Origin of the sequence: Agrobacterium sp. CMT1 (assembly GCF_037203725.1) — a bacterium.
Classification (GTDB): domain Bacteria; phylum Pseudomonadota; class Alphaproteobacteria; order Rhizobiales; family Rhizobiaceae; genus Agrobacterium; species Agrobacterium pusense.
This window is the reverse complement of record NZ_JBBCAR010000019.1, coordinates 209135-232544: the sequence shown is the minus strand read 5'-3', so window position 1 is coordinate 232544 and position 23410 is coordinate 209135. Positions and strand designations below refer to the sequence as shown.

Genomic DNA, 23410 nt, shown 5'->3' with positions numbered 1-23410 from the left:
GCCATCATCTCCAGCGTTTTTCATAAGCGCCAACGGTGGTGCGCTGGCCTTCGCTTAAGAGCCGCAGGCGTGAGAGCAGCCTGCCGCGCTCTTCGGCACCGGCGGAAAGCGCCCGGTGCAGGGTGGAAACCACTTCCGCCACATAGGCCTTGCCGCGCTGGCGACCCTCGATCTTCAGTGCGCTGACGCCCGCCTCGCGCAAGGCATCGATCTGGTCCATCACATCAAGCGACACCGGATCCTCAAAGGCATAGGACCTGTCATCGGCGATCTCGAAACGGCCCTTGCACAGCGTGGGGTAACCCGCCGCCTCGCCGGCCGGAAAGCGGTTGATGGTGTAATCGCCAAGTTCCGACACCAGCGCCTGCCCGTCCTGCCGGTAGCGGACGTGGCTTGCCGGCGAACAGACGCCGTTCATGTTGGGTGACTTGCCTGTGGCGTAAGACGAGAGCGAGCAGCGTCCCTCCGCCATGACGCAGAGACCGCCGAACACGAAGATTTCGATTTCGCAGCGGATTTGCCGCGCCAGCCGGGCGATGTCGGCAATCGTCAGGGTGCGCGGCAGCACCACGCGTTTCGCGCCGAAGGCATCGACGAGGAAATTCACCGCGTCCGCATTGGAGGCGGAGGCCTGCACGGAGACGTGGATACGCTGCTGCGGGTGGTGTTCCGCCACATGCGCCATCAGGCCGAAATCGGCAAGGATAAGCGCGTCCGCCCCCGCCTTCACGGCATCGGCCGCGCCGCGATACCAGATATCCTCACTACCGGCGCGCATGAAGGTGTTGAGCGCCACGAAGGTCTGGACACCGCGCTTTTTCGCGTAAACGATGGCCTCGGCAAGTTCCTCGCGGGAAAAATTAAGGCCGGGGAAATTGCGGGCATTGGTTTCATCCCGAAAACCGCAATAGACTGCATCCGCCCCGGCATCCACGGCCTCGCGAAAGGCGGCAGGCGTTCCCGCAGGACAGATCAGCTCCATGCCTCACCTCCCCGCGTTTCGGATAGAACATGGCCGCGCAGGCGGTTCGCAAGGCCCGTTACCACCGGTGCAAAAGGTCCGGCAAATACACCGAGATCGCGCGGCAGATCGATGCCACTGTCATCAAGCGCATTACGCAGCGCCAGCATCGCCTCCATGTCGCCGGTGACGCTGAGATCACGCGAAAAGAACAGCGCATCGGCATCCTGCCGCCCCTCCATCAGCGCAAGCAGCATGAAAAGCGGTCCCTCGACCGCCGCGTCCGTCTTGGGCAGGCGAGCCTTGCGGCTGACGGTGATGGCGGGACCTGCCGGCTCGACCATGAAGGCGAAGGGGAGATCGACGGGCAGAAAGGCGTAGCGCTTGCCACGATGTTCACCGAGCCGGACGAACATATCCGGATGCCGCTTCATGATCTGTGCCAGCATCGCCGCCGTCGCTCGCTGCACCACGGCAAGGGGTAGGAAATTCATGGGGCGGGCGATGGCGGCGGGAAAAGATCTCATGAAAGGTCCTGTCGGCTCAGTTGCGGGCGGCAACCTAACCGCAGCGCGCGGGTGGCGGTTTGAGCGAACGCAAAGACAGGGAAATTTTCGGGTGCGCCTTCACAAAAGCCGCTATAATTCATTCACTTGCCAAGCGACGGAGGCCACCCGTGTCCGATTTAAGGGTCAAACGGATTTACGAACCCGCCAGCGACGATGACGGCGCGCGCATTCTGGTGGACCGGCTCTGGCCGCGCGGCATGAGCAAGGAAAATGCAAAGCTTTCCCTGTGGATGAAGGACATCGCTCCCAGCAACGAATTGCGCAAGAACTTCTCCCATATGCCGTCGCGCTTTGAGGAATTCACCCGGCATTACCATGAGGAGCTGGCCGCCAATCCCGATGCCGTGGCGCACATGAAGGAGCTGATGGCGAAGGGCCGGGTCACGCTGCTTTATGCCGCCCACGATACCGAACATAACCACGCCCTGGTTCTTGTCGACTATCTTCGTTCGCACTGAAGCCGCATTTGCGGCAGCGCAAGGACATGCCGCACTGGCGCCTGCAAACAGGCGGCATGACAGACGAAGAAACAGAAACGAGACCCGTCCACACCGCCGATCTGCACGGTTTCATCCGGTTGCTGGAAGAGCGTGGGCAGCTGCGGCGAATCCGCCAACCGGTATCGCTGGTGCACGAAATCACCGAAATCCACCGCCGCGTGCTCGCCGATGGCGGACCGGCGCTGCTGTTCGAGCGACCTGTCGACCATGAGGGCAAGGTGCGGGACATGCCGATGCTTGCCAATCTCTTCGGCACGCGGCAACGCATCGAATGGGGTCTGGGGCTCCAGACGGGCGGCCTGCCCGCGCTTGGACAAAAGCTCGCCGAATTGCGCGAGCCACGGCCGCCAAAATCCATGGCCGAGGCATGGGGTAAGCTGCCTTTGCTGAAGGCAGCACTTTCCATGCGGCCACGAAACGTCTCACGCGCGCCGGTGCAGGAAAGGGTGTTGACGGGTGATGCGATCGACCTTGCCCGCCTGCCGGTGCAATGGTGCTGGCCCGGCGAGCCGGCCCCGCTCATCACCTGGCCGCTGGTCATCACCCGTTCGCCTGACGATCCCGACGATATCAATGTCGGCATCTATCGCATGCAGGTGCTGGGGCCGGACAGGGTGATCATGCGCTGGCTGGCGCATCGCGGCGGCGCGCATCACCACCGGCTGTGGCGAGCGCGTGGGCTGGATATGCCCGTTACCGTCGCCATTGGTGCCGACCCTGCCACCATTCTTTCCGCCGTGATGCCGCTTCCCGACCATATCAGCGAGCTTGGCTTCTCCGGCCTGCTGCGCGGCTCGAAAAGCCGCATCGCAAAAGCTTTAACCGTGTCGATGCCGGTGCCGGCCAATGCCGAGATCGTACTGGAGGGCACCGTTTCGGGATCGGAAACGGCAATGGAAGGCCCCTATGGCGACCATACCGGCTATTATAATTCGGTCGAAGCCTTTCCGATCATGACGCTGTCGGCAATCACCATGCGCCGCAATCCGATCTATCTTTCCACCTATACCGGCCGGCCGCCGGATGAACCCTCGGTTCTCGGCGAGGCCATGCTCGAGATTTTCCTGCCGCTGGTCAAAAGACAATTTGCGGAAATCGTCGATCTGTGGATGCCGCCGGAGGCCTGTTCCTATCGTATGATGGTCGTTTCCATCGACAAGCGCTATCCGGGACAGGCAAAGCGGGTGATGATGGGCCTCTGGTCTATGCTGCCGCAGTTCAGCTATGTGAAGCTCATCATTCTGGTCGATCCCGATATCAATGTGCGCAGCTGGGCAGATGTGATCTGGGCGCTCTCCAGCCGTTTCGACGCCTCGCGCGATACGACGATCATCAACGATACGCCGATCGATTACCTCGACTTTGCCTCGCCGAAAGCCGGCCTCGGTGGCAAGATGGGGCTGGACGCCACCCGCAAGCTTTCGCCGGAGACGGAGCGCGAATGGGGCCGCGTGCTGTCCATGAGGCCAGACGTCATCGCAAAGGTGGATCTGATGTGGCATGACCTCGGCCTTGGAGAACGGCAATGACCCCATGCAGGGTTGTGATCGGTGTTACCGGCGCCTCGGGTGCCGGCATTGCGTTACGTATTATCGAGCGCCTTGCCGGGATGAAAAGCGTCGAAATCCATCTCGTCCTGTCGCAATCCGCCAGACGCACTGTGTTGCATGAGGAAGGGGCACAAGCCATGGGGCGGATGCTCTCGCTCGCCAGCGTCAATCATGCCGTCGACGATATCGGCGCGGCGATTGCCAGCGGCTCTTTCCCGACGGCCGGCATGATCGTTGCGCCCTGCTCCATGCGCACGCTTGCGGCCATTGCAACCGGGTTTTCGGAGAATCTTCTTACCCGCGCCGCCGATGTGCATCTGAAGGAACGCCGGAAACTTGTGCTGATGACGCGCGAGACGCCGCTGCATCTCACCCATCTGCGCAACATGTGCACGGTGACGGAGGCTGGCGCCATCGTCATGCCGCCGGTGCCGGCCTTTTACAACAGGCCGCAAAGCGTCGCCGATATTGTCGATCAGCTCGCCGCCCGCGCCATCGATCAGCTCGGTATCGCGCCCGCGCCGCAGGCGACGATATGGCAGCCGCCTACGGTGAAGGCGCCGCTAAACGATCAGAGATAGGCCATGGGGTCCGCGCCGAAAAGCATGGCATGGCCACCGGCCAGCAGCCACCACACCGTCAACCCTGTCAGCGCCGCGGCTAGCAGCATCGGCCCGTCCACGGCGAGGCGCGTTTTGCCGGAAAGCATTGCTGCGAAAGGGATCGTTGCATTTTTAGCAGCCGCCGCGCTCCATGCATTACCCAGTCTTTTCCGCGCGCGTTTTTCGGTCATCGCCATCCCGCCAAGCGAAAACAGCGCAAAGCCGCCGAACAGGATGACGGAACGCAGGTCGCCATTCGGCACGACATGACCGAGCGCCCAGAACAGAAAGCCGACGAGTACCGGGTGCCGCGTGATGCGCACGATTGCCCCCGGTCTATCTCCCTGCCGCACGGAAATGGAAAGCGGATTGACGCTGAAAAGACCGGCCAGCACGAAAAACAGGCCAACTGGAGCAGCGAGAAAGGTGATATGCGCCTGCCAGGGCGCGACATCCCAAAGCGGAATATAATCGACCGACAGCGCGGCATAAAATACCCAGCCCAGCGTCAGAAGCGAAACGACGGAATAACTCCCGAAATAGGCGGGCCTGCCGATGGCCGCGATCAGCCGGCCGCGCACGGCAGGCACGGCGGGAATGGAATGCAGCGCCACGAAGAGCGAAAGCGCGGCGACAAGTTCAAGCATGCGACTGCCTTCTCACTGGTTCAGGAACAGCACCGAAGCAATGGCCACGGAGGCAAGCACGGCGGAAACCGCACCCATGCGCTGCAACACACCCATACGGTACAACAGCATCGCAAAGCCAATGATAATAGGGGTTGCGACAATCAGCCCGACCTGCGCGTCGTTCATGGGAAGCTCCATTTTCCAAGTTGCGCTTTGTCATGACAATAGGACTTTGCCCGCTCCCTTCTTTGACCGGCCGCAAAGAAGCGGGGTTTGAGGACGCCTAAGCGTGGCTTGCTGTTTTACAATTACGGACAAGGCAATGGCGATCAATACGGAAGAGGAAAGCGGAAACCTGCTTTTGTGGATTCTGGTCTGGAGCGAACTTGCCGCTTTCGGCGCGCTGACCGGCGCCTTCATCATTGCCTTCACCCTCAATCCCGAGGCCTTCGCCGCCGCGCGCCAACATCTGCAGCCACAACTTGCCGGTCTCAATACGCTTATTTTGCTGGCGAGCGGCTGGCAGGCGGCCGTTGCGGCCAGCCGCCACACTGCGCTGGCGGGCAAAAGACGGGCACTTGTCCTTGCCGGCCTGCTCGGTTTCGCTTTCGTCGGTGTGAAGCTCCTTGAATACTCCACTGAAATCGCCTTCGCCTCCGATCCAGCCTATGGCGCATTCTTCGAGCTCTATTTCCTGCTCACGGGCTTCCATCTGCTGCATGTCGTCTTCGTGGCCGTGCTTTTGTTTCTCGTCGCAGTCTTCCCGAACAACGAGAACGTCACGCTGGTGACGACGCTGTGGCATATCATCGATCTGGTCTGGATCGTCATTTTTCCCATCGTCTATCTGGTTTGACAGTCATGATCCACCGCACCTCCCGCCAGCTTGCAAGAAGTTTTGCAGTGCTCGCCATTCTCGTTCTCGCCGGAACGGCCGCCGTCACCTCGTGGAAGGCGGCGCTTCTGCCGCCGGTTGCCGTCGCCTGCCTGATTCTGCTGTTCGCGCTCATGAAATCCAGACGCGTCATCGATGATTTTCTGGGTTTTGGCGAAGAGCGAGGCCTGCTGCGCACGGCACTTCTGGCATGGCCCGCAATCTTCGCCGCCGCAGCCCTTTTGCGGGCGTTCCTCCAGGGCATTTTGCCGCTCTGAAAAGGCGGACCACATCACCTCTCCACTTGTTTGCCAAATGGCAAAGAACGCCGGCAGCCAGCGGCTAGAAAGGCTTCAGACCCCACCGCATTCCGCCAGCCTGCTGGCAAATCCCGGCAAGAGGGTTCGATCAAGCCAGTCCGCATAAGCGGTCTTCCGGATGGAAAGGACCATTGGCATGGCAGAACGCCTGACCAAAACAGGAGCGCGAAACGTCTTTTACGGCGGCTCCATCTTCTTCTTCGCCATATTTGTCGGGCTGACCGCCCATAGCCATTATTACATGCGCACCACCTCGACGGATGAAAGCACGCTGACGGAAAGCGTCGCGCGCGGCAAACATGTGTGGGAGAAAAATTCCTGCATCAACTGTCACACGCTGCTCGGCGAAGGTGCCTACTTCGCGCCCGAACTCGGCAATGTCTGGAAGCGCTATGGCGGCGTGGAAGACAAGGCGACGGCGCGCGATTCCATCAAGGCCTGGATGGCCGCCCAGCCCACCGGCATCGAGGGCCGGCGCCAGATGCCGCAGTTCAATCTCACCGAACAGGAACTCGATGATCTCGTCGACTTCCTCGAATGGACGAGCCGGATCAAGACGCAGGACTGGCCGCCGAACGAGGCAGGTTGAGGGGGACGGCAAGGAGATGACGAGATGAAATACCAGACGCAAAAAGTCGCCATGCTGTATTTTTACGGCGCAATCGGGCTGTTCGTGGCGCAGATCCTGTTCGGCGTCGTCGCCGCGACGATCTACGTGCTGCCCAATACGCTTTCCGAGCTTCTACCCTTCAACATCGTGCGCATGATCCACACCAATGCCCTTGTGGTTTGGCTGCTGATGGGTTTCATGGGCTCGACCTTCTATCTTCTGCCGGAAGAAACGGAAACGGAGCTTTACAGCCCCAAGCTCGCCATCGCGCAGTTCTGGATCTTCCTGGGGGCCGCCGCCGTCGCCGTGGTCGGATATATGTTCCGTATCCATGAGGGCCGCGAATTCCTCGAACAGCCTTTCGCCATCAAGGTCGGTATCGTCCTTGTCGTCCTGATGTTCCTGTTCAACATCACCATGACAGCGCTGAAGGGCCGCAAGACCACCGTCATCAACATCCTGCTCTTCGGCCTCTGGGGTCTGGCGATCTTCTTCCTCTTCGCCTTCTACAACCCCATGAACCTCGCGCTCGACAAGATGTACTGGTGGTACGTCATCCATCTGTGGGTGGAAGGCGTGTGGGAACTGATCATGGCCTCGATCCTCGCCTTCCTGATGATCAAGCTCAACGGCATCGACCGCGAAGTGGTGGAAAAATGGCTCTATGTCATCGTCGGCCTTGCCCTCTTCTCGGGCATCCTCGGCACCGGCCACCATTATTACTGGATCGGCGCGCCGGGTTACTGGCAATGGATCGGATCGCTCTTCTCGACGCTTGAAGTGGCCCCCTTCTTCACCATGGTCATCTTCACCTTCGTCATGACCTGGAAGGCCGGCCGCAAGCATGAGAACCGCGCAGCGCTTCTGTGGTCGATCGGCTGCTCGGTCATGGCCTTCTTCGGCGCCGGCGTCTGGGGTTTCCTGCACACGCTGTCGTCGGTGAATTACTATAGCCACGGCACGCAGCTCACCGCCGCGCACGGCCACCTCGCCTTCTTCGGCGCCTATGTGATGCTGAACCTTGCGATGATGGCCTACGCCATCCCCGAAATGAAGAAACGCGCGCCGTACAACCAGTGGCTTTCGATGACGAGCTTCTGGGTGATGTGCACGGCCATGTCGGTCATGACCTTCGCGCTGACCTTTGCCGGCGTGGTGCAGATCCAGCTTCAGCGGGTCATGGGCGAAAGCTTCATGGATGTGCAGGATCAGCTGGCGATCTTCTACTGGATCCGCCTCGGCTCCGGTTTCGCAGTTCTCATCTCGGCGGTCATGTTCATCTGGGCAGTCCTGGTGCCGGGCAAGCAGAAACAGGGCGGCGTCGCCCGCCTCGCGCAGCCCGCCGAATGAGAAACGAACCGGCTCTCCTTTTCCCCCGGAGAGCCGGTCCTTACCACTAACCAGGGAGATGACCATGAATACGATTTTCCGCCCCCCGCCGCAGCCTTTGCCGGACACGCCGTTCTACACCCCGCTTGGCAATGAATGCACGCTGTTCGAAAGCGCCTGGGTGCGGCAATTGCCGCTGCTGCTGAAAGGCCCGACAGGTTGCGGCAAGACCCGTTTTGTCAGCCATATGGCGGCGAAACTCGGCCTGCCGCTTTCCACCGTTTCATGCCACGACGATCTTGCCGCCGCCGATCTGACCGGCCGTTACCTTCTGAAAGGCGGTGAAACCGTGTGGATGGACGGCCCGCTGACACGCTCGGTGCGCCAGGGCGGCATATGTTACCTCGACGAGATCGTCGAGGCGCGCAAGGATGTGGCCGTTGTGCTGCATCCGCTCACCGACGACCGTCGTATCCTGCCGCTGGAGCGCACCGGCGAGGTTCTGCAAGCGCCCTCCGGCTTCATGCTCGTCGTGTCCTACAATCCCGGCTACCAGAACCTGCTGAAAAGCCTGAAGCCCAGCACCCGACAGCGTTTCGTCGCCATTGAATTCGATTTTCTACCGAAGGAGCAGGAGATTGCCGTCGTTTCGCATGAAAGCGGGCTCGATGCGCGCGATGTCGAGCCGCTCGTCGATCTCGCCCACCGGCTGCGCGGCCTGAAAGGCCACGATCTGGAAGAGGGCGTCTCCACCCGCCTGCTCGTCTATTGCGCCAGCCTCATTGATACCGGCCTTTCCGCCCGTCAGGCTGTGCGCGCGGCGATGATCGAGCCGCTGACCGACGAGCCGGATGTGAAGGCCGCGCTGCATGAAGTCGCGGATGCGATCATCCGATAGCGCGCTTTGATATCCGCACCGGATTGCGCGGCCCCGCGCGTTCCGGTCCGATGCCATGAGGATAAACCATGCTGGACTTTTTGGAACTGGAAGAAACCGTCGGTCGCGCCTGGCATAGGCTGATCGGCGAAACCGGCACATGGCTGCGCTTCCCGGATCATGCCGTGAAGCTGGAGGATATCCAGGCCGTACTGGCCATTTGTTTCCGCGGTTTTGGCGGTGAACACGCGGTGCAGATCGCTCCGGCGCGCGCCCGCACTTCCAGCCACCGGCTGAGGCTGCGCCAGCGTATGGGTCTCGGCGAGGAAAAGTTGGCGCAACCCGGCCGCGATCACGCCACGCTGATGCTGCCGCCGGTGCTCGATCTGTTTCCCGACCGGTGCCTCAATCGCGATCTCTATCTCTGGCTCGCGGCCGCAATGGCGATGATGCCGCTTGAACCAGTCATGGTTGCCGACCCGCTGCGCAACGATCTTGCCCGGCTCGACCGCGCCGCAGAACTGGCAAAAGCCGTCATCCATGCCTTCCCTGGAATGAAGATCCGTTATCGCCGGCTTTGCGCCGCCATGCTCGCGGTCCGGCAGAAGCGGCCGCTGCCGCAGGCGGAACAGCAGGTGGAACACCGGGTGCTTTCCATGCTGGCCGATGCGGCAGGGATCGAGGGACATGCGCCACCCGCCGGCTTTCCGGCCAAAGCGCCGCCACGCTACCTACCCATGCTGCCGGTGCCGCTGTGGCCGGACACGCTGCTGCGCGAAACATCCGATGCCCGGCAAAGCGAGGACCAGCCGGCAGCGAGCGCAGCACCACAGGGGGCGGAAGCGGCCCGCCATATCGCCGTGCGTGAAAAGGCGGAGAACCGCCAGACCGAGCGCAGCCCCTTCATCCTCAACCGTTTCGAAAAAATCCTCGCCATGGCGGAGATGGTCAATGTCGACCGTCCCGGTGACGACAGCGACGATGCCGACGGCAGCGCAGCCGACGAGCTGGATGATATGACGCTGGGCGAGAGAAAAGGACGGCCTTCCGCCCGCTTCCGCTTCGATCTGGACCTGCCGCCCGAAGCACTGAACCATAACCCACTGACAGCGGAGCTGACCTATCCCGAATGGGATTATCGCAGCGGCACCTATCTCTCCGATCATTGCCGGGTGATCGCCGGTCCGGCGAAACACGCCGAGACGGCACCGGAACCCGACCCGGACACCAAAAGCCTCATCCGCCGGGTCAGGCGGCAATTCGAGGTGCTGCGGCCACGCCACGAGATGCTGCGCGCCCAGCTTGACGGCAACGATCTCGATCTTGACGCGGTGGTTCGCGCCAGAAGCGATATCGCCGCCGGCGGACATGGCAGCGACCGCATTCATATGGCAAGCCGCCCGCAGGCGCACGATCTCGCCGTAACGATCCTCGTTGACGTATCACTGTCGACCGATGCCTGGTTCGACAATCGCCGGGTTCTCGATGTGGAGAAGGAAGCCCTGCTGGTGCTTGCCCACGGGCTTTCCGCCTGTGGTGACAGTCACTCCATCCTGACCTTCACTTCCCGTCGCCGTTCCTGGGTGCGGGTGGAAACGGTGAAGGATTTCGAGGAGCCAATGGGTCACGCTGTCGAGCGTCGCATCGCGGCGCTGAAACCCGGCTTCTATACCCGCATCGGCCCCGCCATCCGCCATGCCAGCGCCAAGCTGCATGAGAGGCCGGAGCGCCGCAAGCTGCTTCTGCTGCTGACGGATGGCAAACCGAACGACGTCGATCATTATGAGGGCCGCTTCGCCATAGAGGACAGCCGCCGTGCGGTTTCCGAGGCGCGACGTTCCGGCGTCAGCGTCTTCGGCGTAACGGTCGACAGCAAGGCGCAATCCTATATTCCGGCCATGTTCGGCCAGAACGGATATGCCATCGTCAACAGGATCGCCAAGTTGCCCTCGGCGCTGCCGGCAATCTATCGCAGCCTTGCCGGCTGACGTGTGTCACGCAGACGGACCTGATGAATCTCAGGTTTGTTTGCGCGGCGACAATGTCTCCCAATGGCACGGCGGATAGTTTTTTCCAGTCCGCCGGCCGGCCGCACCGCCGGACATCATTTCATCCGCGGCCGCGGAGCCAGCCTATGTCCGAAGCCCATACCGCAATCAATATCGATGTGCGCATCATACCGCATCGCGAACGCCATCCGCGCATTTTCGGTGCGCTCGGCGCGTTGACCGAGGGGCAATCGCTACAGATCACCAGCGATCACGATCCCCGTCCGCTGCTTTACCAGCTGGCCACCAATTTCCCTGGCCAGTTCGGCTGGGAATATCTCGAACAGGGTCCGGACGTCTGGCGCCTCGATATCGGCCGCCTGGAAGAACAGGCCGAAGGTTCGGAAGACGATATCTCCGGCTGCGAATGCTGCTGCGGATCCGAACATTGAGCCCAGCGCCTGCGGCATGGTGAAAATTCCTCTGGCGGACGGCCCCTGCCGCCGCCAGCCGACAGATGAGGTGATGCAATGACGGAAATGATCAGGGAACTCGATGTCCGGCCGCTTTTGCTGAGCGGCGGCGAGCCATTTCCGGCCATCATGGAAGCCGTGGCAGGGCTTGCGCCCGGTGAGGCGCTGCGATTATACGCCACCTTCCGGCCCAGTCCACTGTTCAAGGTGATGGCCGAGCGCGGTTTCGACCATCAGGTCCGGGAAATCGGCGGCGGCGACTGGGAGGTGCTGTTCACGCCGCGATCCAGTGAAGCCGAGCAGATTTCCGTGTCGCCCGCGCTTGCGGGCAACGCGGAGGAGCCGCAGATATGGCCCGACCCGGTCGTCTATCTCGATCTGCGCGATGAGGCGACCGGGGGTCAAACGACCCGTACGCTTGCCACACTTGACCGTCTTCCCCTAGGTTCCGTGATCTTCTTGCTGATGCCGCAGGAACCGACCTTCCTCTACCCGGAGCTTCTGGCCCGGGGTCATCAATGGGCCGGAAATTTCGACGAGGCGCGCACCGCATTCCGCATCTTCATCCGCGCCGGTGCCGGCGCGCATTAAACCAGAAGTCAAATTCCCGGAAAACGAAACGCCCCAGAAATTGCTTCCGGGGCGTTTTGTTTTGGCGGTATGGCAAGCAGGCCTTCTAGGCTTTGAGCGGTTTGCGCTCGCGCATCAGGATCGGCCCGTACTCGAAGCAGAACAGACCGAAACCCGCGATCCAGAGAAGCGCCGAGCAAGCGTAGAGACGCATCATCACGCCGGGAAAGAACTCGGCTGCCGGCCTCAGCAGTGCGCAGGCGATCAGCGCCACATAAGCGGCAATAGTGACTTTGCTAGCCGAGAGCTTTCGTCCGGTATGGCCGAGGCTCGCTCTGGTCATCACCGCAAGCATCATGCAGCCGATGACGCCGACGGTGAAGACATGCAGGACCGAGCGTGTATCCATGACATCGAGAGCCGCCAGCGCAATGGCGATGAAACCGACGGGAATGAAGACATAGGCGACATGCAGCACCACCAGCACCTGCTCCGGCCATGTCGTCCAGCCGCGCCAGCGGATGAGCCGCACCGAATGCATGAAAGCTGCCAGAAGTGCCGTGGGCACGGCCATCGTGCTCTCGGGTTCCACTGTCCAGGCGGCCAGCGCCGCAATGCCGGTGAGGATGGCCGCGGTGTCGAAACCGTTGTAGGGCACAGGGAAATCCGTGCGGCCGAAACGGTTCAGCCAGTTGCGGGTAAAACTCGGCACGATGCGGCCGCCTACGATGATGACAAGCACGGTATAGGCCGAGACCGCAAGGCGGGTCGCGAGCTGGCTATGATCGCCCCCAATCGCCGCCACATGGAACACGGTGTTGGCGATGGAAAGCGCCAGCAGCCCGCCCAGCACCTTCAGGTCCTTCCATTTGCGCCCGGCAATGACCTCACGCGCGCAGATCGCCAGAAGCGCCGGCAGGAAAAGGCCGTCCACGATTGCGGCGGTGACCACGCCCACCGTGTCCGGCAAAAGCAGGAAAAGCCGGCCGGCGCACCAGAGCGCAAACAGCCAGACCAATGGTTTGCCCGACACCGGCAGCCGACCCGTCCAGTTCGGCACTGCCGTCAAGAGAAAGCCGGCCAGCACTGCCGAAGCGAAACCGAACAGCATTTCATGGGCATGCCAGTTTGGCGCGCCGTAATCTCCGCCAAGGTCGATGAAGCCGGAAAGGGCTGCGATCCACAACGCCATCGCCGCGATGGCCCAGAGGGCGCCACCGAGAAAAAACGGCCGGAAGCCGTAGGAGAAGATAACCGGGCCGCTGCGTGCCAGCCCCCTTGGAATGCCCCCTTTTGGCCGGCTGCGCCCCTGGGTGGGAACGGGTTGGCTGCCACTCATCATAATGCTCCTTGCTTGGTCTTGACATATGTCTAGACCCAAGCCCGGCCGGCTTCTTTGCGAACAGGCAAAGAGGCGGTGCGACGCCTTCACACCGGCCTTCAGCGACCTGCCAAAATGTCGCAGGGTGCCGAAAGCAAAGTTTGCTCCATCTCAAATTGTATTTCCGCTCCTCCGCTACAAACGCTGTGACAGAGCGAAACATGCTCTGCCCCAAGAGGGACAGGAGAAATATGATGACGGAAACCTTCCACATCACACGGCGTAATATTCTCGCAGGCGCGGCATTTGCAGGGGCTATAGCTCCCGTCATCATGCCATCGACAGCGAGCGCGGCAGAGGAAAAAAAGGCTGCGGCCAAGCCATTGACGAAGGCGGAGATTGGAGTACTACCTCGCGTAAAAGTTGATCTCGTCAAGCCGCCCTTCGTGCATGCTCACACGCAGAAAGCCGAAGGCGGACCGAAGATCGTCGAGTTCACGCTCACGATCAAAGAGCAGAAGATGATCCTCGACGACAAGGGCACCGAGGTCCACGCCATGACCTTCAACGGTTCGGTTCCGGGGCCTCTGATGGTGGTGCACCAGGACGACTATGTCGAACTGACCCTCATCAACCCCGATACCAATGAGTTACAGCACAACATCGATTTCCACTCGGCCACCGGTGCGCTCGGCGGCGGCGGGCTCACCATCGTCAACCCCGGTGAAAAGGCGATCCTGCGCTTCAAGGCCACCAAGGCCGGCGTCTTCGTCTATCACTGCGCACCTCCCGGCATGGTGCCGTGGCACGTCACCTCGGGCATGAATGGCGCGATCATGGTACTGCCGCGTGAGGGCCTGACGGATGGCCACGGCAAGGAGCTTGTTTATGACAAGATCTATTATGTCGGCGAGCAGGACTTCTACATCCCGCGCGACGAGAACGGCAATTTCAAAAAATATGAAAGCGCCGGCGACGCCATGGCCGACACGCTGGAGGTGATGCGCAAGCTGACACCGAGTCACATCGTCTTCAACGGTGCAGTCGGCGCGCTAACGGGAGAACACGCCCTTCAGGCCGCCGTGGGTGAAAAGGTGCTGATCGTGCATTCGCAGGCGAACCGTGATACCCGCCCGCACCTTATCGGCGGCCATGGCGATTATGTCTGGGCAACGGGTAAATTCCGCAACCCGCCGGATCTCGACCAGGAAACATGGTTCATCCCCGGCGGCACGGCGGGCGCGGCCTTCTATACCTTCGAGCAGCCCGGCATCTACGCCTATGTCAATCACAACCTTATCGAAGCCTTCGAATTGGGCGCGGCCGCCCATTTCAAGGTGACGGGTGAGTGGAACAACAGCTTGATGCAGGCGGTGCTCGCCCCGTCGAGCATCTGACACAAACGGTAGCGCGCCCGTCGACAGCCGCGGGCGCGCTCAAGGTTCTGCTCTCCGCGCCTGAACGCAGGTCCGAATTTGGCGTCTTCTCGACGCAGGCAGGTTCCCATGGGGATTCCCCGCGACAGCCATTTCCCAAACGCCGTCTCGCTTCTTCTCCCGCTCTCGATTGCAACGCTTTTGGCAACGGCCATCGGTTTCCAGTCCGGGATCATCCGCAGCGGCATTGATGACCGCGCGGCCATGATGGCTCCACAGGTCGTTACGGTGCCCGCAGGACATTTCACCTACCGGGCGGAGGGCGAATATTTCCGCAATGGCTATGCCGTCGATGGCCCGGTGGTCGACGTAGTGATGCGGCAAAATCTGACGATCATGAAATATCAGGTATCGAGCGGCGATTATGCGCGCTGCGTAGCGGAAGGCGGCTGTCAGCAGCCGGAACCCGGCTTTGCCGCTCCAGTCGGCGGCGAGGTACCGGCAACTGGTATCAGCCAGGATGACGCCCGCGCTTATGCGACGTGGCTGAGTGAGCGGACAGGCGAGGTCTGGCGCCTGCCGAGCGACGCTGAACTGGCTTTCGCCGCCGGCTCGCATTTTCCGGATGAGACGCTGGGTGTCGGCGCGGACAGCGAAAACCCGGCCTTGCGTTGGCTGGCCGATTACGAGCGGCAGACCAGCCGTAAAGCCTCGGGCAACCCGGTTCCGCAATCCTATGGCAGTTTTGGCGAAAACGAATATGGCCTTGCCGATTTCGGGGGCAACGTCTGGGAATGGACATCGAGCTGCAGCCACCGCGTGACGCTCGGCAACGATGGTGAGGCGATCGATAGCGTTGCCTCCTGCGGTATCCCGGTCGCGTCGGGAAAACACCGGGCGGCCATGAGCGCCTTCATCAAAAACCCGAAGAGCGGAGGCTGCGCTGTCGGGGTCCCTCCTGACAATCTCGGCTTCCGGCTGGTGAAGGATACGCGCTGGTATGCTCCGCTTGTCGAAAAGCTTCGGACAGCCGGTCAGGCTACGTGACCGTCGTCAATTAGAACATCCAATTGATTTATATCATTTGTTCTTCTTCACCCGATGGGTAGAGCTGTATTGTTGAGGATACAGAACGCTCGCATCATGTTTCTCCTGGCGGGGAGCGCGCGGTGCCAGCTAACCGGAGAGGGTGCAAGTGAAGATTGACCGAAGCGTCATCCGGTCGCTGGCCTTGTTTGCCAGAATGGCCGACGATGAGCTGGACGGACTGCTGACGCACGCCACATCTCGGCTGGTGCCGCCGGGCGAAGCCATCTTTGAGCAGGGCCAGCCGGCCAAGCATTTCTTCCTGCTCATTCACGGCCGCCTGAAGGTGACGCAGGTCACGCACGATGGCCAGCAAATCATCGTGCGTGTGGTGCATCCCGGTGATCTCTTCGGTTTCGCCCGGGCGCTGCAGCGGTCCGATTATCCCGGTACCGCGACCACGGCCGCCGAAAGCGTGATCCTGTCCTGGCAGACGGACCTCTGGCCGCACTTCGTCGAGCAGAACCCGCACCTTGCCGTCTCCGCCATGCAGACCATTGGCCAACGTCTTGAGGAAGCCCATACGCGCATCCGCGAAATGTCGACGCAGGAGGTAGAGCGTCGGGTGGCGCACGCCGTACTGCGACTTTCGCAACAGGCAGGGCGCAAGGAGGTGGACGGTATTCGAATCGACTTCCCGATCTCGCGGCAGGATATAGCGGAGATGACCGGCACCACGCTCCACACCGTTTCTCGCATCCTGTCCAGCTGGGAGAGCAAGGGTCTGGTACAGGGCGGCCGGCAGAAACTTCTCGTATGCGATCTGCCGGGCCTTGCTCAACTGGCGGACGGCGATACCAGTCAAGTCTAGGGCGGACCCTTGGCCTCGCTCATTGCGACAGCCTGCTCTTGCGCATTTCTTACTCTCTGTCGGTTACAAGCAGGCTGCTAGTTGAAGTGGCGGGACATATGATTTTTATAAAAGCGATAAACACTGAGGGAGCGAACCATGCCCCATGTCGCCCGCGTATTTCAGTCCGGTAACTCCCAGTGGATTCGCCTGCCGAAAGAATGGCGTTTCGGCGTTGATCGTGTGGACATAACGCAAGAGGGCGATGCACTGATCTTCTGTCCCCATGTTGAGCGTGCCGAGGCCTGGAACTCTCTGATAGCAGCGATGGCACGCGGCGTCAGCGACGATTTTATGAAAGACGTGCGCGACCAGCCAGATCGACAGGACCGGCTGGAGATCTATACGATGTTTCCGTAATCGCGCATCTTCTCGACACGACTGCGGTTATAACATTGATGGCCGCCGATCGGACATATTCCGGTTCTTTACGTCGACCGAAGAATCTTGAAACAATTTTGAATCTTCAGCTTGCCGGGACTTGAGCAGCGCGTGACTCGCCGACACCCTTGCCACCCTGATGTGCGCAACCATGTGGATCGGCCTGGTCTGATCGAAGGCCTTGGGCTGGGTGGCAATAACATCCCAGTCGAAGTCGAGTCGTCAGTCTGCATGTTCAAGATTCGCGCCGCCGGCATGTTGATCGGACGGACCGTCACGCGTGAATGCGCGACCCTCATCACAACCTCGTGCGCAAAGCCAGCGTAGACTTTTCCGGGCGTGGCCAGCTCTGGTAGTCCGTCCCGTCGCCGCTGAATTGTATAAACTTTCTACGACCGTCTGTGGTCCGTAAGTTTGGCATGATCTCCCGCCGACACATGAAACAATTGCCGGTCGCCAGCCAGCGCGCTATGCCAATGTGACATATGGGCAGCGATAGGATGGGCACCTCGATGGCGGACGCGAAAAGTATGATGCCGATCAGGGACCGGAAAAGATCCAATGGCGGGTTGCGCTCGCTTTGCGACAAACGCATGGGAATTCCATCGCAGCTTCATCCGTTTTCGTTCTGTTTATTTTGAGTGTTTCTCATGGATCTACTCGACGCCCCTGCTATCTACATACTGTTTGTTCCTCCAATTCTCCTGGCCGCAATAACCGGAGGTTTGCGGCTTGGACTGCTGGCATTTTTCCTGGCGTTTTGCTCGGCAAGCTATCTGAGATCGCTTACCCCCGGCGGCGCCCAGGTCCCCGAGTTAATGGTTTTCGGAGCGGTCGGCATTGCAATTGCGTACCTCGGCGGGTCGCTCAAACGCCTGAGGCATCAATATAAGGCGGCAGAAGAAGCGCTGAACACGCGCGAGGCACACCTAAGGTCTATACTCGATACTGTGCTGGATGCCACGATCGTCAGCCAGCAGGATGGCACGATTGTCTCTTTCAATGCAGCTGCCGTCAGGCAGTTCGGGTACTCCGAGGACGAAGCAATTGGGCAAAATCTTCGAATGCTGATGCCACAACCTTATCGCCACGAGCACGACGGCTACCTCCAGCGCTATCTCGCGACCGGCGAAAAACGCATTATCGGAACCGATAGGGTCGTGGTCGGCCAGCGCAAGGACGGGTCGACATTTCCCATGAAGCTCGCGGTTGGAGAAACGCATCGGGGGGGCAAACGGTTTTTCACCGGTTTCGTGAGAGATCTTACCGAAAGAGAGGAATCAGCAGCCCGCCTACAGGAGATTCAGACTGAACTGGCAAGATTGGCACGGCTGAACGAAATGGGAGAGATGGCATCTACCCTGGCCCACGAGCTGAACCAGCCGCTTTCGGCGATTGCCAACTATGTTCATGGTTGCGCACGCTTGCTACAGGGCTCCGAAAGCGAAAGGGACAGGCAATTGCATGAAGCCCTGAGGGAAGCAGGTGAACAAAGTGTCAGGGCAGGTCAAATCATTCGCCATCTCCGAGAATTCGTAACTAAGGGTGAGACTGAGAAGCTGCCTCACAAACTCCGCCATCTGGTTGAGGAGGCGGGCGCACTGGCGCTGATGGGTTCAAGAGAAAAAGGTGTGCGATCCGTCTTTGACTTTGCTGCTAGCGACGATATGGTCATGGTCGACCGAATTCAGATACAGCAGGTACTCACGAACCTGATGCGCAATGCAGTCGAGGCGATGGGCGAGTCCCCAAAGAAAAACCTTCGGGTGAGCATCAAGGCTGCTGAAAGCGGCAAAGCCGCAGTGATAGTCGAAGATTCCGGCGCCGGCATTCCCAATGAGATTTCCGACCAGTTGTTCAGGCCTTTTGTCACGACTAAGGCTGGCGGAATGGGAATCGGGCTCTCCATATCGAAGCGTATCATCGAGGCTCACGGCGGAGAGATAACCGTGTCACGTAGCGAGCTCGGAGGAGCAAGATTTACATTCACACTGCCAGCCTATGATGGGGAAGAAAATGGCGAACGATGATTTCACTGTGCACGTCGTTGATGACGAGGAAGCTGTCAGGAAATCGCTCGCCTTTATGCTCAGCATGAGCGGTCTTGGCGTGAGAGTGCATGAAACGGCTACCGCCTTTGCATCGCTTGCGCCCAGACTTCACCGCGCTGTGCTGGTGACTGATTTGCGCATGCCGGACATAAGTGGTGTTGAGCTGATTCGACGGATCCGCTCAGAGGGGGTGCGTATACCGTCGATAGTAATCACCGGCCATGGCGACGTGCCTATGGCGGTGGAGGCAATGAAGGCCGGCGCCGTTGACTTCATTGAAAAGCCATTTGCCGATACGGTCATCATCGACGCGATCCACCGTGCGGCTACCCGTCTGGATCCCCGTGCTCCCGAAACGGAATCGGCAGAAGAAGTACGCAAAAGACTGGAGACGCTGAGCGAACGCGAGCGGCAGGTTCTTGCGGCGGTGGTGGCGGGGCACCCGAATAAGTCCATAGCCTTCAATCTCGACATAAGCCCGCGAACCGTGGAGGTCCACAGAGCTAACGTCATGGGAAAAATGAAAGCTCGAAGCCTTCCCGAGCTGGTCCGCATGTCACTTTCGATTGAAATCGCGGACTTTGGAAACTCCGACGGAAATTGATCCAGAACAAGGCGCGCAAGGTCAAGAGGCTGTTCAACTGGCCCTGCTTGTCGCGTTATTGCAATGTTCCCGGTGTCAATTTGCCGACTACACGACATATAACTTCGATTGTGAAGGACCCCGCACTGTCGCGCGGCTTGGCGTTCGCCCTGCGCGCGTACGGTTATGACGTCGCGTCATTCCGGTCCTGGAAGCATGCCGGAGAATCGGTCGGTGGAGCGATTTGTGTTATTCTCGACGGCTGCCTTCCAGAATGGGAGCGGGAAGCATGTCTCGCAACCCTCCCCGTAAAGACGCCTGTCCTTTTTCTTGCAGAAGACGAGACGTTTAGCAACGAGAGGCTAAGCATACAAATCCTTCACAAGCCGCTAACGGGCACGGATATCGTGAGTGCGCTGATGCGGCTAAGTACAAACCCTTAGTGGAACAAACGAATTTTGGCAGGCGTCGCTCTGCGGCATAGTCGGGGCAATCCAAATTGAGGGTCAGCTCACATGCTCGCTATGGCTTCCGCCAGTTATTCCTCCCGTCGCTCGTCTCCGTCACCCGGCCTGCCAATGGGGGTAGTCCGCCCGCGCGCTATCACTTTTCATGCCTCCGGCAGTGAGATTTATGCGCAGGGCGAAAAGTCTGGTTCTCTGTACAGGATCGAGTCCGGGGCCGTGCGCATCTACCGTCTGCTCACGGACGGCCGTAGGCAGGTTGTTGCGTTTCATGTGCAAGGGGAAACATTCGGTTTTGAGGCGTGGGGGTGTCGGAGCTTTTACGCCGAGGCGATCGTGCCAACCGGATTGACGTCGATCGAGGCAGAAGGAAGCGAAATTGATCGCGGCGAATTGATGGCGCTCGCCTTGCGAAGCATGATTCGGGCCCAGGAGCATCTGCTCGTGGTTGGCCGCCAAAGCGCCCTCGAGAAACTTGCGGTATTCCTCGTTGACCTTGATCGTAGACAAGGAGATGTGGGAATTATCGATCTGCCGATGACGCGAACGGATATCGGCGATTATCTCGGGATGACGGTTGAGACGGTATCGCGGAGCATGTCCAGGCTTCGCGAGAAGGGTATTGTTCGCCTGAAGAACGCCCGCTGTATCGAAATACTCAGACGCGACAAACTCCAGGCGATCAGCGAGTAATCCGATCCCCGCCCGAGTGAGGGGGAGTGCGTGCAGAACCTGCCACCACTCGACCTCGGTCTGGCACCCTCCGCATTTCTCTCCTTGGTTTTGTTAGGTGGTGCAGGAGCTGTATGGAGCCCTGGCCGCACACCGCGGACGCGGTTATTCGAGGCGGGGGTCATTGAACCCTGTAAGGTAGGCCGCTGTCATCGGCGCGCGAAACGGCACTGCATGTCCCGCTTGCCGGGGGAAATTTTGCGCGGCTCAGCACACAAACAACCGGTCATCCTGTTGGTCGCAAGGTGGCGACCAACAAGATGAATGGCAACGACGGTGGTCAGATCGTGAGAACGTAGACGATCTCGTAGGTCGCAGGGTCGATGATGATGATCCGTTCGTCAGCAAGAACGATATATTCGTAATCACGGTACTGCGGAACGATCTGGATCACGCGCGCTGGGAGCTTGTGAAGCCTAACGGTTCTTGGAACCGCGGTTCCAACGGAAATGCTGAATGTCGGGCGGACGGGTTCGACCTTGTTTTCGATAATGACATTTCGGATTTCGGTGCGCTGTTCGGTCGTGACATTGACGTTCACTTGCGAACCGGCCTTCTGCTCTTTTGTCGCCGCAGATGGCGACCCTGAGACATCGCCGTTGGCCCCACCAGCAGTGCCTGTCGTTTCGGTCTTGGTTTTGGAAGAACCAGGTATCCGGGCTTGGTCCGGTTACCAGCTCTGCCGAGCGGGATCCGACGAGCAGCAGGAACGCGGCTCTGTGCCTAACGCCTGGTTTGCCCGCGATGAGACGAAATCGCAGATATTCTGCGCTATCCACGTGCCAAAATGAAAAAGGTCCGGAAGGTTCGGAACGGGATCATGATCGACGATCTCTATGGTCTCCTGACTACCGATGCCAATCGCCTCGTGTAGCTTTCCGGCCGCTCTACCCCTTCAGTTGCTACCTCCCTCTTATCCGGCCGTTCGCCTGCGCCACTGTCCAGACCCTTCCATCGTCACTCGTATGCCTGACGCGCCGCCGCCATGCTTGTTGAGCACTAGGCCTCCGATGCTGGAACCAAAACAGTATCAAAAGGTTAATCAGGCGGATCAATCTACGCAGATCCGAGCTAGGGAGAAAACCATGAAAAACACTGTTCTCACCGCCGCCTTCATTTGTGTCTCGGCCCTTACAGCACATGCTCAAGGTGCGCCCGCGGCCAACAGCGACGGAAACACGCCGGCAATTGCGACCCCCGACACGAAAAACCCGACGGCCCCGGTGGAGGGCGCCAACAGTTTTACTGAGGACCAGGCAAAGGATCGGATCGAAAAAGCAGGTTATACGGGGCTGAAGGATCTTAAGAAAGACGACAGGGGCGTTTGGAATGCCACCGGCATGAAGGACGGCAAAACTGTTTCGATCGCTCTCGATTATCAGGGCAATGTTGTTGCCAAGTAACCTCTAGGAGGATGTTATGAGAACTGTTACCGGACTTTTTGACGATTACGCAGACGCAAGTTCCGCCGTCAGTGAACTAGAAGCTCAGGGCGTACCATCCAGCGATATCAGTATCGTTTCCAATAACGGCGATCGGCGGCACGAAGAGTCGAATGCCGCAGAAGGGGCCGGAACTGGCGCGGGGATCGGTGCGGTCGTCGGCGGCGCGGGCGGCCTGCTCACCGGCCTTGGCTTGATGGCCATTCCGGGCGTCGGTCCGGTCGTTGCAGCTGGCTGGCTTGCATCGACTGCAGCGGGCGCGGCAGCCGGTGCGGTTGCAGGTGGGGCCGCTGGCGGGATTATTGGCGCACTGACGAGCTCTGGCGTCCCGGAACGAGATGCCCACTTCTACGCGGAAGGCGTCCGCCGGGGTGGCACCCTCGTCACCGCAAAGGTAGATGACGCCTTGGCGCCGGAGGCTGAAGCCATTCTCAAACGCTCGAATTGGGTCGATCCGACAGAACGTCGCGCCGCGTACGAGAAGCAAGGATGGACGCATTTCGACGAAACGCTGTCGCCTTACGAGGCCGAAAAGATCGAACAGGAACGACTTCGCTATCGCGGCAATGGTATGTGAGAGTTTCAGGAGGGGCGCCACGGTGGTGCCCCTCTATTGCCGCCCGATACCACCTTTGATAAAGATCTCGTATACCAGAAAATTGCCGCGATTAATTTAACGGTCTGCGGCAGAGATGTCATTCCACCCGCTCTAATTAGTATGCAGAATTCGTAAGCGGAACAGCCAGTCGGCTGTAAGTGCCACTTACCCCTTCGTGATATCTCTCGGCATGCAACCTTGTAATTTCGCCCGGATCCCCTTTCGGTACCGTCCGTTCACGCAAGGAATACTGCAAACCAAGTTTTGATAATTACCGTCAATTATAATGTGGCGCGGCTTGTACAGCGTCCGCGCGCCCGCGTCGGAGACACTGACATTTTCCGAAACTTTTCATGATCGTCACCTTGTCTACAATATTTGCGGCCATGCTGATCACAGTGATTGCAGCGCAGACAAATTGGTTCGCAAGTTCGGACAGCGAAGTAACGCTCGCCCCTGGCACAATTAATAAACTCTAACTGCGATCGTGACATTGCGTCGCGCAGGTATACACAGATTCAGGTCGGATTTTTCGTCACTAACGTCCAATTCAGATGCTCGTTTCAATCCTCACCCTGCTTGTCATTTCATGCCGTTCTTCAAATGGGTTCATCATGGCGCGCAAAATGCGGGCACATCCTCAAAATCGCACCAGGCCAGCCGCGGCCTGGAAC

Annotated in this window: 26 protein-coding genes; 20 read left to right on the top strand and 6 right to left on the bottom strand. The window is 59.8% G+C overall.

Translation table 11 applies throughout. From position 1 onward, the window contains the following. Positions 1–4: 4 nt before the first annotated feature. Entirely contained in the window at positions 5–982 is a 978-nt protein-coding gene (gene ubiU, locus WA845_RS24105; RefSeq protein WP_337322758.1) for a ubiquinone anaerobic biosynthesis protein UbiU, read from the bottom strand. Continuing rightward, positions 973–1488: a ubiquinone anaerobic biosynthesis accessory factor UbiT gene (ubiT, locus tag WA845_RS24100; protein WP_337322757.1), complete on the bottom strand. Its 516-nt coding sequence runs from the start codon at positions 1486–1488 to the stop codon at positions 973–975. The genes ubiU and ubiT overlap by 10 nt, the downstream gene beginning before the upstream one ends. Positions 1489–1637: 149 nt before the next feature. Between ubiT and WA845_RS24095 the strand changes: the two genes are divergently transcribed. From WA845_RS24095 to WA845_RS24085, 3 genes are read left to right on the top strand one after another with little or no spacing between them, the layout of a single operon-like run. Then, a complete protein-coding gene (locus tag WA845_RS24095; protein ID WP_337322756.1) occupies positions 1638–1988 on the top strand; it encodes a DUF488 domain-containing protein in 351 nt (116 codons plus the stop codon). Positions 1989–2044: 56 nt separating this feature from the next. Then, positions 2045–3559, top strand: a complete 1515-nt coding sequence (locus tag WA845_RS24090; RefSeq protein ID WP_337322755.1) for a UbiD family decarboxylase — start codon at positions 2045–2047, stop codon at positions 3557–3559. Then, positions 3556–4161 carry a UbiX family flavin prenyltransferase gene (locus WA845_RS24085; RefSeq protein WP_337322754.1) on the top strand — a complete coding sequence of 202 codons (606 nt, stop codon included), beginning with the start codon at positions 3556–3558 and terminating at the stop codon, positions 4159–4161. The genes WA845_RS24090 and WA845_RS24085 overlap by 4 nt, the downstream gene beginning before the upstream one ends. Here WA845_RS24085 and WA845_RS24080 read toward each other — a convergent pair. Both WA845_RS24080 and WA845_RS24075 read right to left on the bottom strand, forming a co-directional pair. Next, on the bottom strand, positions 4152–4829 hold the full coding sequence (locus WA845_RS24080) for an NnrU family protein (RefSeq protein WP_337322753.1): 678 nt from the start codon (positions 4827–4829) through the stop codon (positions 4152–4154). The genes WA845_RS24085 and WA845_RS24080 overlap by 10 nt on opposite strands. A gap of 12 nt (positions 4830–4841) precedes the next feature. Next, positions 4842–4997: a hypothetical protein gene (locus tag WA845_RS24075; RefSeq protein ID WP_337322752.1), complete on the bottom strand. Its 156-nt coding sequence runs from the start codon at positions 4995–4997 to the stop codon at positions 4842–4844. A gap of 136 nt (positions 4998–5133) precedes the next feature. Here WA845_RS24075 and WA845_RS24070 point away from each other — a divergent pair, with 136 nt between their 5' ends. From WA845_RS24070 to WA845_RS24035, 8 genes are all read left to right on the top strand, one after another. After that, the gene (locus WA845_RS24070; protein WP_337322751.1) at positions 5134–5667 is read left to right on the top strand and encodes a cytochrome c oxidase subunit 3; all 534 of its coding nucleotides are present in this window, start codon (positions 5134–5136) and stop codon (positions 5665–5667) included. 5 nt (positions 5668–5672) lie between these two features. After that, the gene (locus WA845_RS24065) at positions 5673–5963 is read left to right on the top strand and encodes a hypothetical protein (RefSeq protein WP_337322750.1); all 291 of its coding nucleotides are present in this window, start codon (positions 5673–5675) and stop codon (positions 5961–5963) included. Between the two features lie 178 nt (positions 5964–6141). Further along, positions 6142–6594 (top strand): c-type cytochrome, encoded by a 453-nt coding sequence (locus WA845_RS24060; protein ID WP_064263859.1) that lies wholly within the window; start codon positions 6142–6144, stop codon positions 6592–6594. Between the two features lie 24 nt (positions 6595–6618). Next, complete coding sequence (locus WA845_RS24055) at positions 6619–7965, top strand: nitric-oxide reductase large subunit (protein ID WP_337322749.1); 1347 nt, start codon at positions 6619–6621, stop codon at positions 7963–7965. Between the two features lie 64 nt (positions 7966–8029). Then, a complete protein-coding gene (locus WA845_RS24050; protein ID WP_337322748.1) occupies positions 8030–8842 on the top strand; it encodes a CbbQ/NirQ/NorQ/GpvN family protein in 813 nt (270 codons plus the stop codon). A 68-nt stretch (positions 8843–8910) separates the two neighbouring features. Further along, a complete protein-coding gene (locus tag WA845_RS24045) occupies positions 8911–10809 on the top strand; it encodes a nitric oxide reductase activation protein NorD (protein ID WP_262622750.1) in 1899 nt (632 codons plus the stop codon). 146 nt (positions 10810–10955) lie between these two features. After that, a complete protein-coding gene (locus tag WA845_RS24040) occupies positions 10956–11261 on the top strand; it encodes a DUF2249 domain-containing protein (RefSeq protein WP_337322747.1) in 306 nt (101 codons plus the stop codon). A gap of 78 nt (positions 11262–11339) precedes the next feature. Beyond that, positions 11340–11873, top strand: a complete 534-nt coding sequence (locus WA845_RS24035; RefSeq protein WP_220360550.1) for a DUF2249 domain-containing protein — start codon at positions 11340–11342, stop codon at positions 11871–11873. Positions 11874–11958: 85 nt separating this feature from the next. On the opposite strand, the gene WA845_RS24030 is transcribed toward WA845_RS24035, so the two are convergent. After that, positions 11959–13191, bottom strand: coding sequence for an NnrS family protein (locus tag WA845_RS24030; protein ID WP_337322746.1), 1233 nt, complete (start codon positions 13189–13191; stop codon positions 11959–11961). A 236-nt stretch (positions 13192–13427) separates the two neighbouring features. Between WA845_RS24030 and nirK the strand changes: the two genes are divergently transcribed. From nirK to WA845_RS23995, 7 genes are all read left to right on the top strand, one after another. Further along, a complete protein-coding gene (gene nirK / locus WA845_RS24025; RefSeq protein ID WP_262622746.1) occupies positions 13428–14570 on the top strand; it encodes a copper-containing nitrite reductase in 1143 nt (380 codons plus the stop codon). Between the two features lie 108 nt (positions 14571–14678). Beyond that, a complete protein-coding gene (locus WA845_RS24020; protein ID WP_337322745.1) occupies positions 14679–15596 on the top strand; it encodes a formylglycine-generating enzyme family protein in 918 nt (305 codons plus the stop codon). Between the two features lie 148 nt (positions 15597–15744). Next, a complete protein-coding gene (locus tag WA845_RS24015) occupies positions 15745–16446 on the top strand; it encodes a Crp/Fnr family transcriptional regulator (RefSeq protein ID WP_003585377.1) in 702 nt (233 codons plus the stop codon). 138 nt (positions 16447–16584) lie between these two features. Then, positions 16585–16845, top strand: a complete 261-nt coding sequence (locus tag WA845_RS24010) for an antitoxin (protein WP_064263866.1) — start codon at positions 16585–16587, stop codon at positions 16843–16845. A 671-nt stretch (positions 16846–17516) separates the two neighbouring features. Beyond that, on the top strand, positions 17517–18896 hold the full coding sequence (locus WA845_RS24005) for a PAS domain-containing sensor histidine kinase (RefSeq protein ID WP_282565817.1): 1380 nt from the start codon (positions 17517–17519) through the stop codon (positions 18894–18896). Next, on the top strand, positions 18883–19521 hold the full coding sequence (gene fixJ, locus WA845_RS24000) for a response regulator FixJ (protein WP_077986064.1): 639 nt from the start codon (positions 18883–18885) through the stop codon (positions 19519–19521). The genes WA845_RS24005 and fixJ overlap by 14 nt, the downstream gene beginning before the upstream one ends. A gap of 494 nt (positions 19522–20015) precedes the next feature. Further along, the gene (locus WA845_RS23995) at positions 20016–20657 is read left to right on the top strand and encodes a helix-turn-helix domain-containing protein (RefSeq protein WP_064263872.1); all 642 of its coding nucleotides are present in this window, start codon (positions 20016–20018) and stop codon (positions 20655–20657) included. Between the two features lie 319 nt (positions 20658–20976). Here the strand turns inward: WA845_RS23995 and WA845_RS23990 are convergent, their stop codons facing one another. Then, entirely contained in the window at positions 20977–21237 is a 261-nt protein-coding gene (locus tag WA845_RS23990; RefSeq protein WP_220367102.1) for a DUF1236 domain-containing protein, read from the bottom strand. Between the two features lie 544 nt (positions 21238–21781). On the opposite strand from WA845_RS23990, the gene WA845_RS23980 reads away from it, so the two are divergent. Further along, the gene (locus tag WA845_RS23980; RefSeq protein WP_022557534.1) at positions 21782–22099 is read left to right on the top strand and encodes a hypothetical protein; all 318 of its coding nucleotides are present in this window, start codon (positions 21782–21784) and stop codon (positions 22097–22099) included. Positions 22100–22115: 16 nt separating this feature from the next. Next, positions 22116–22715, top strand: a complete 600-nt coding sequence (locus WA845_RS23975; protein ID WP_262622742.1) for a general stress protein — start codon at positions 22116–22118, stop codon at positions 22713–22715. The last annotated feature ends 695 nt before the right edge of the window (positions 22716–23410 follow it).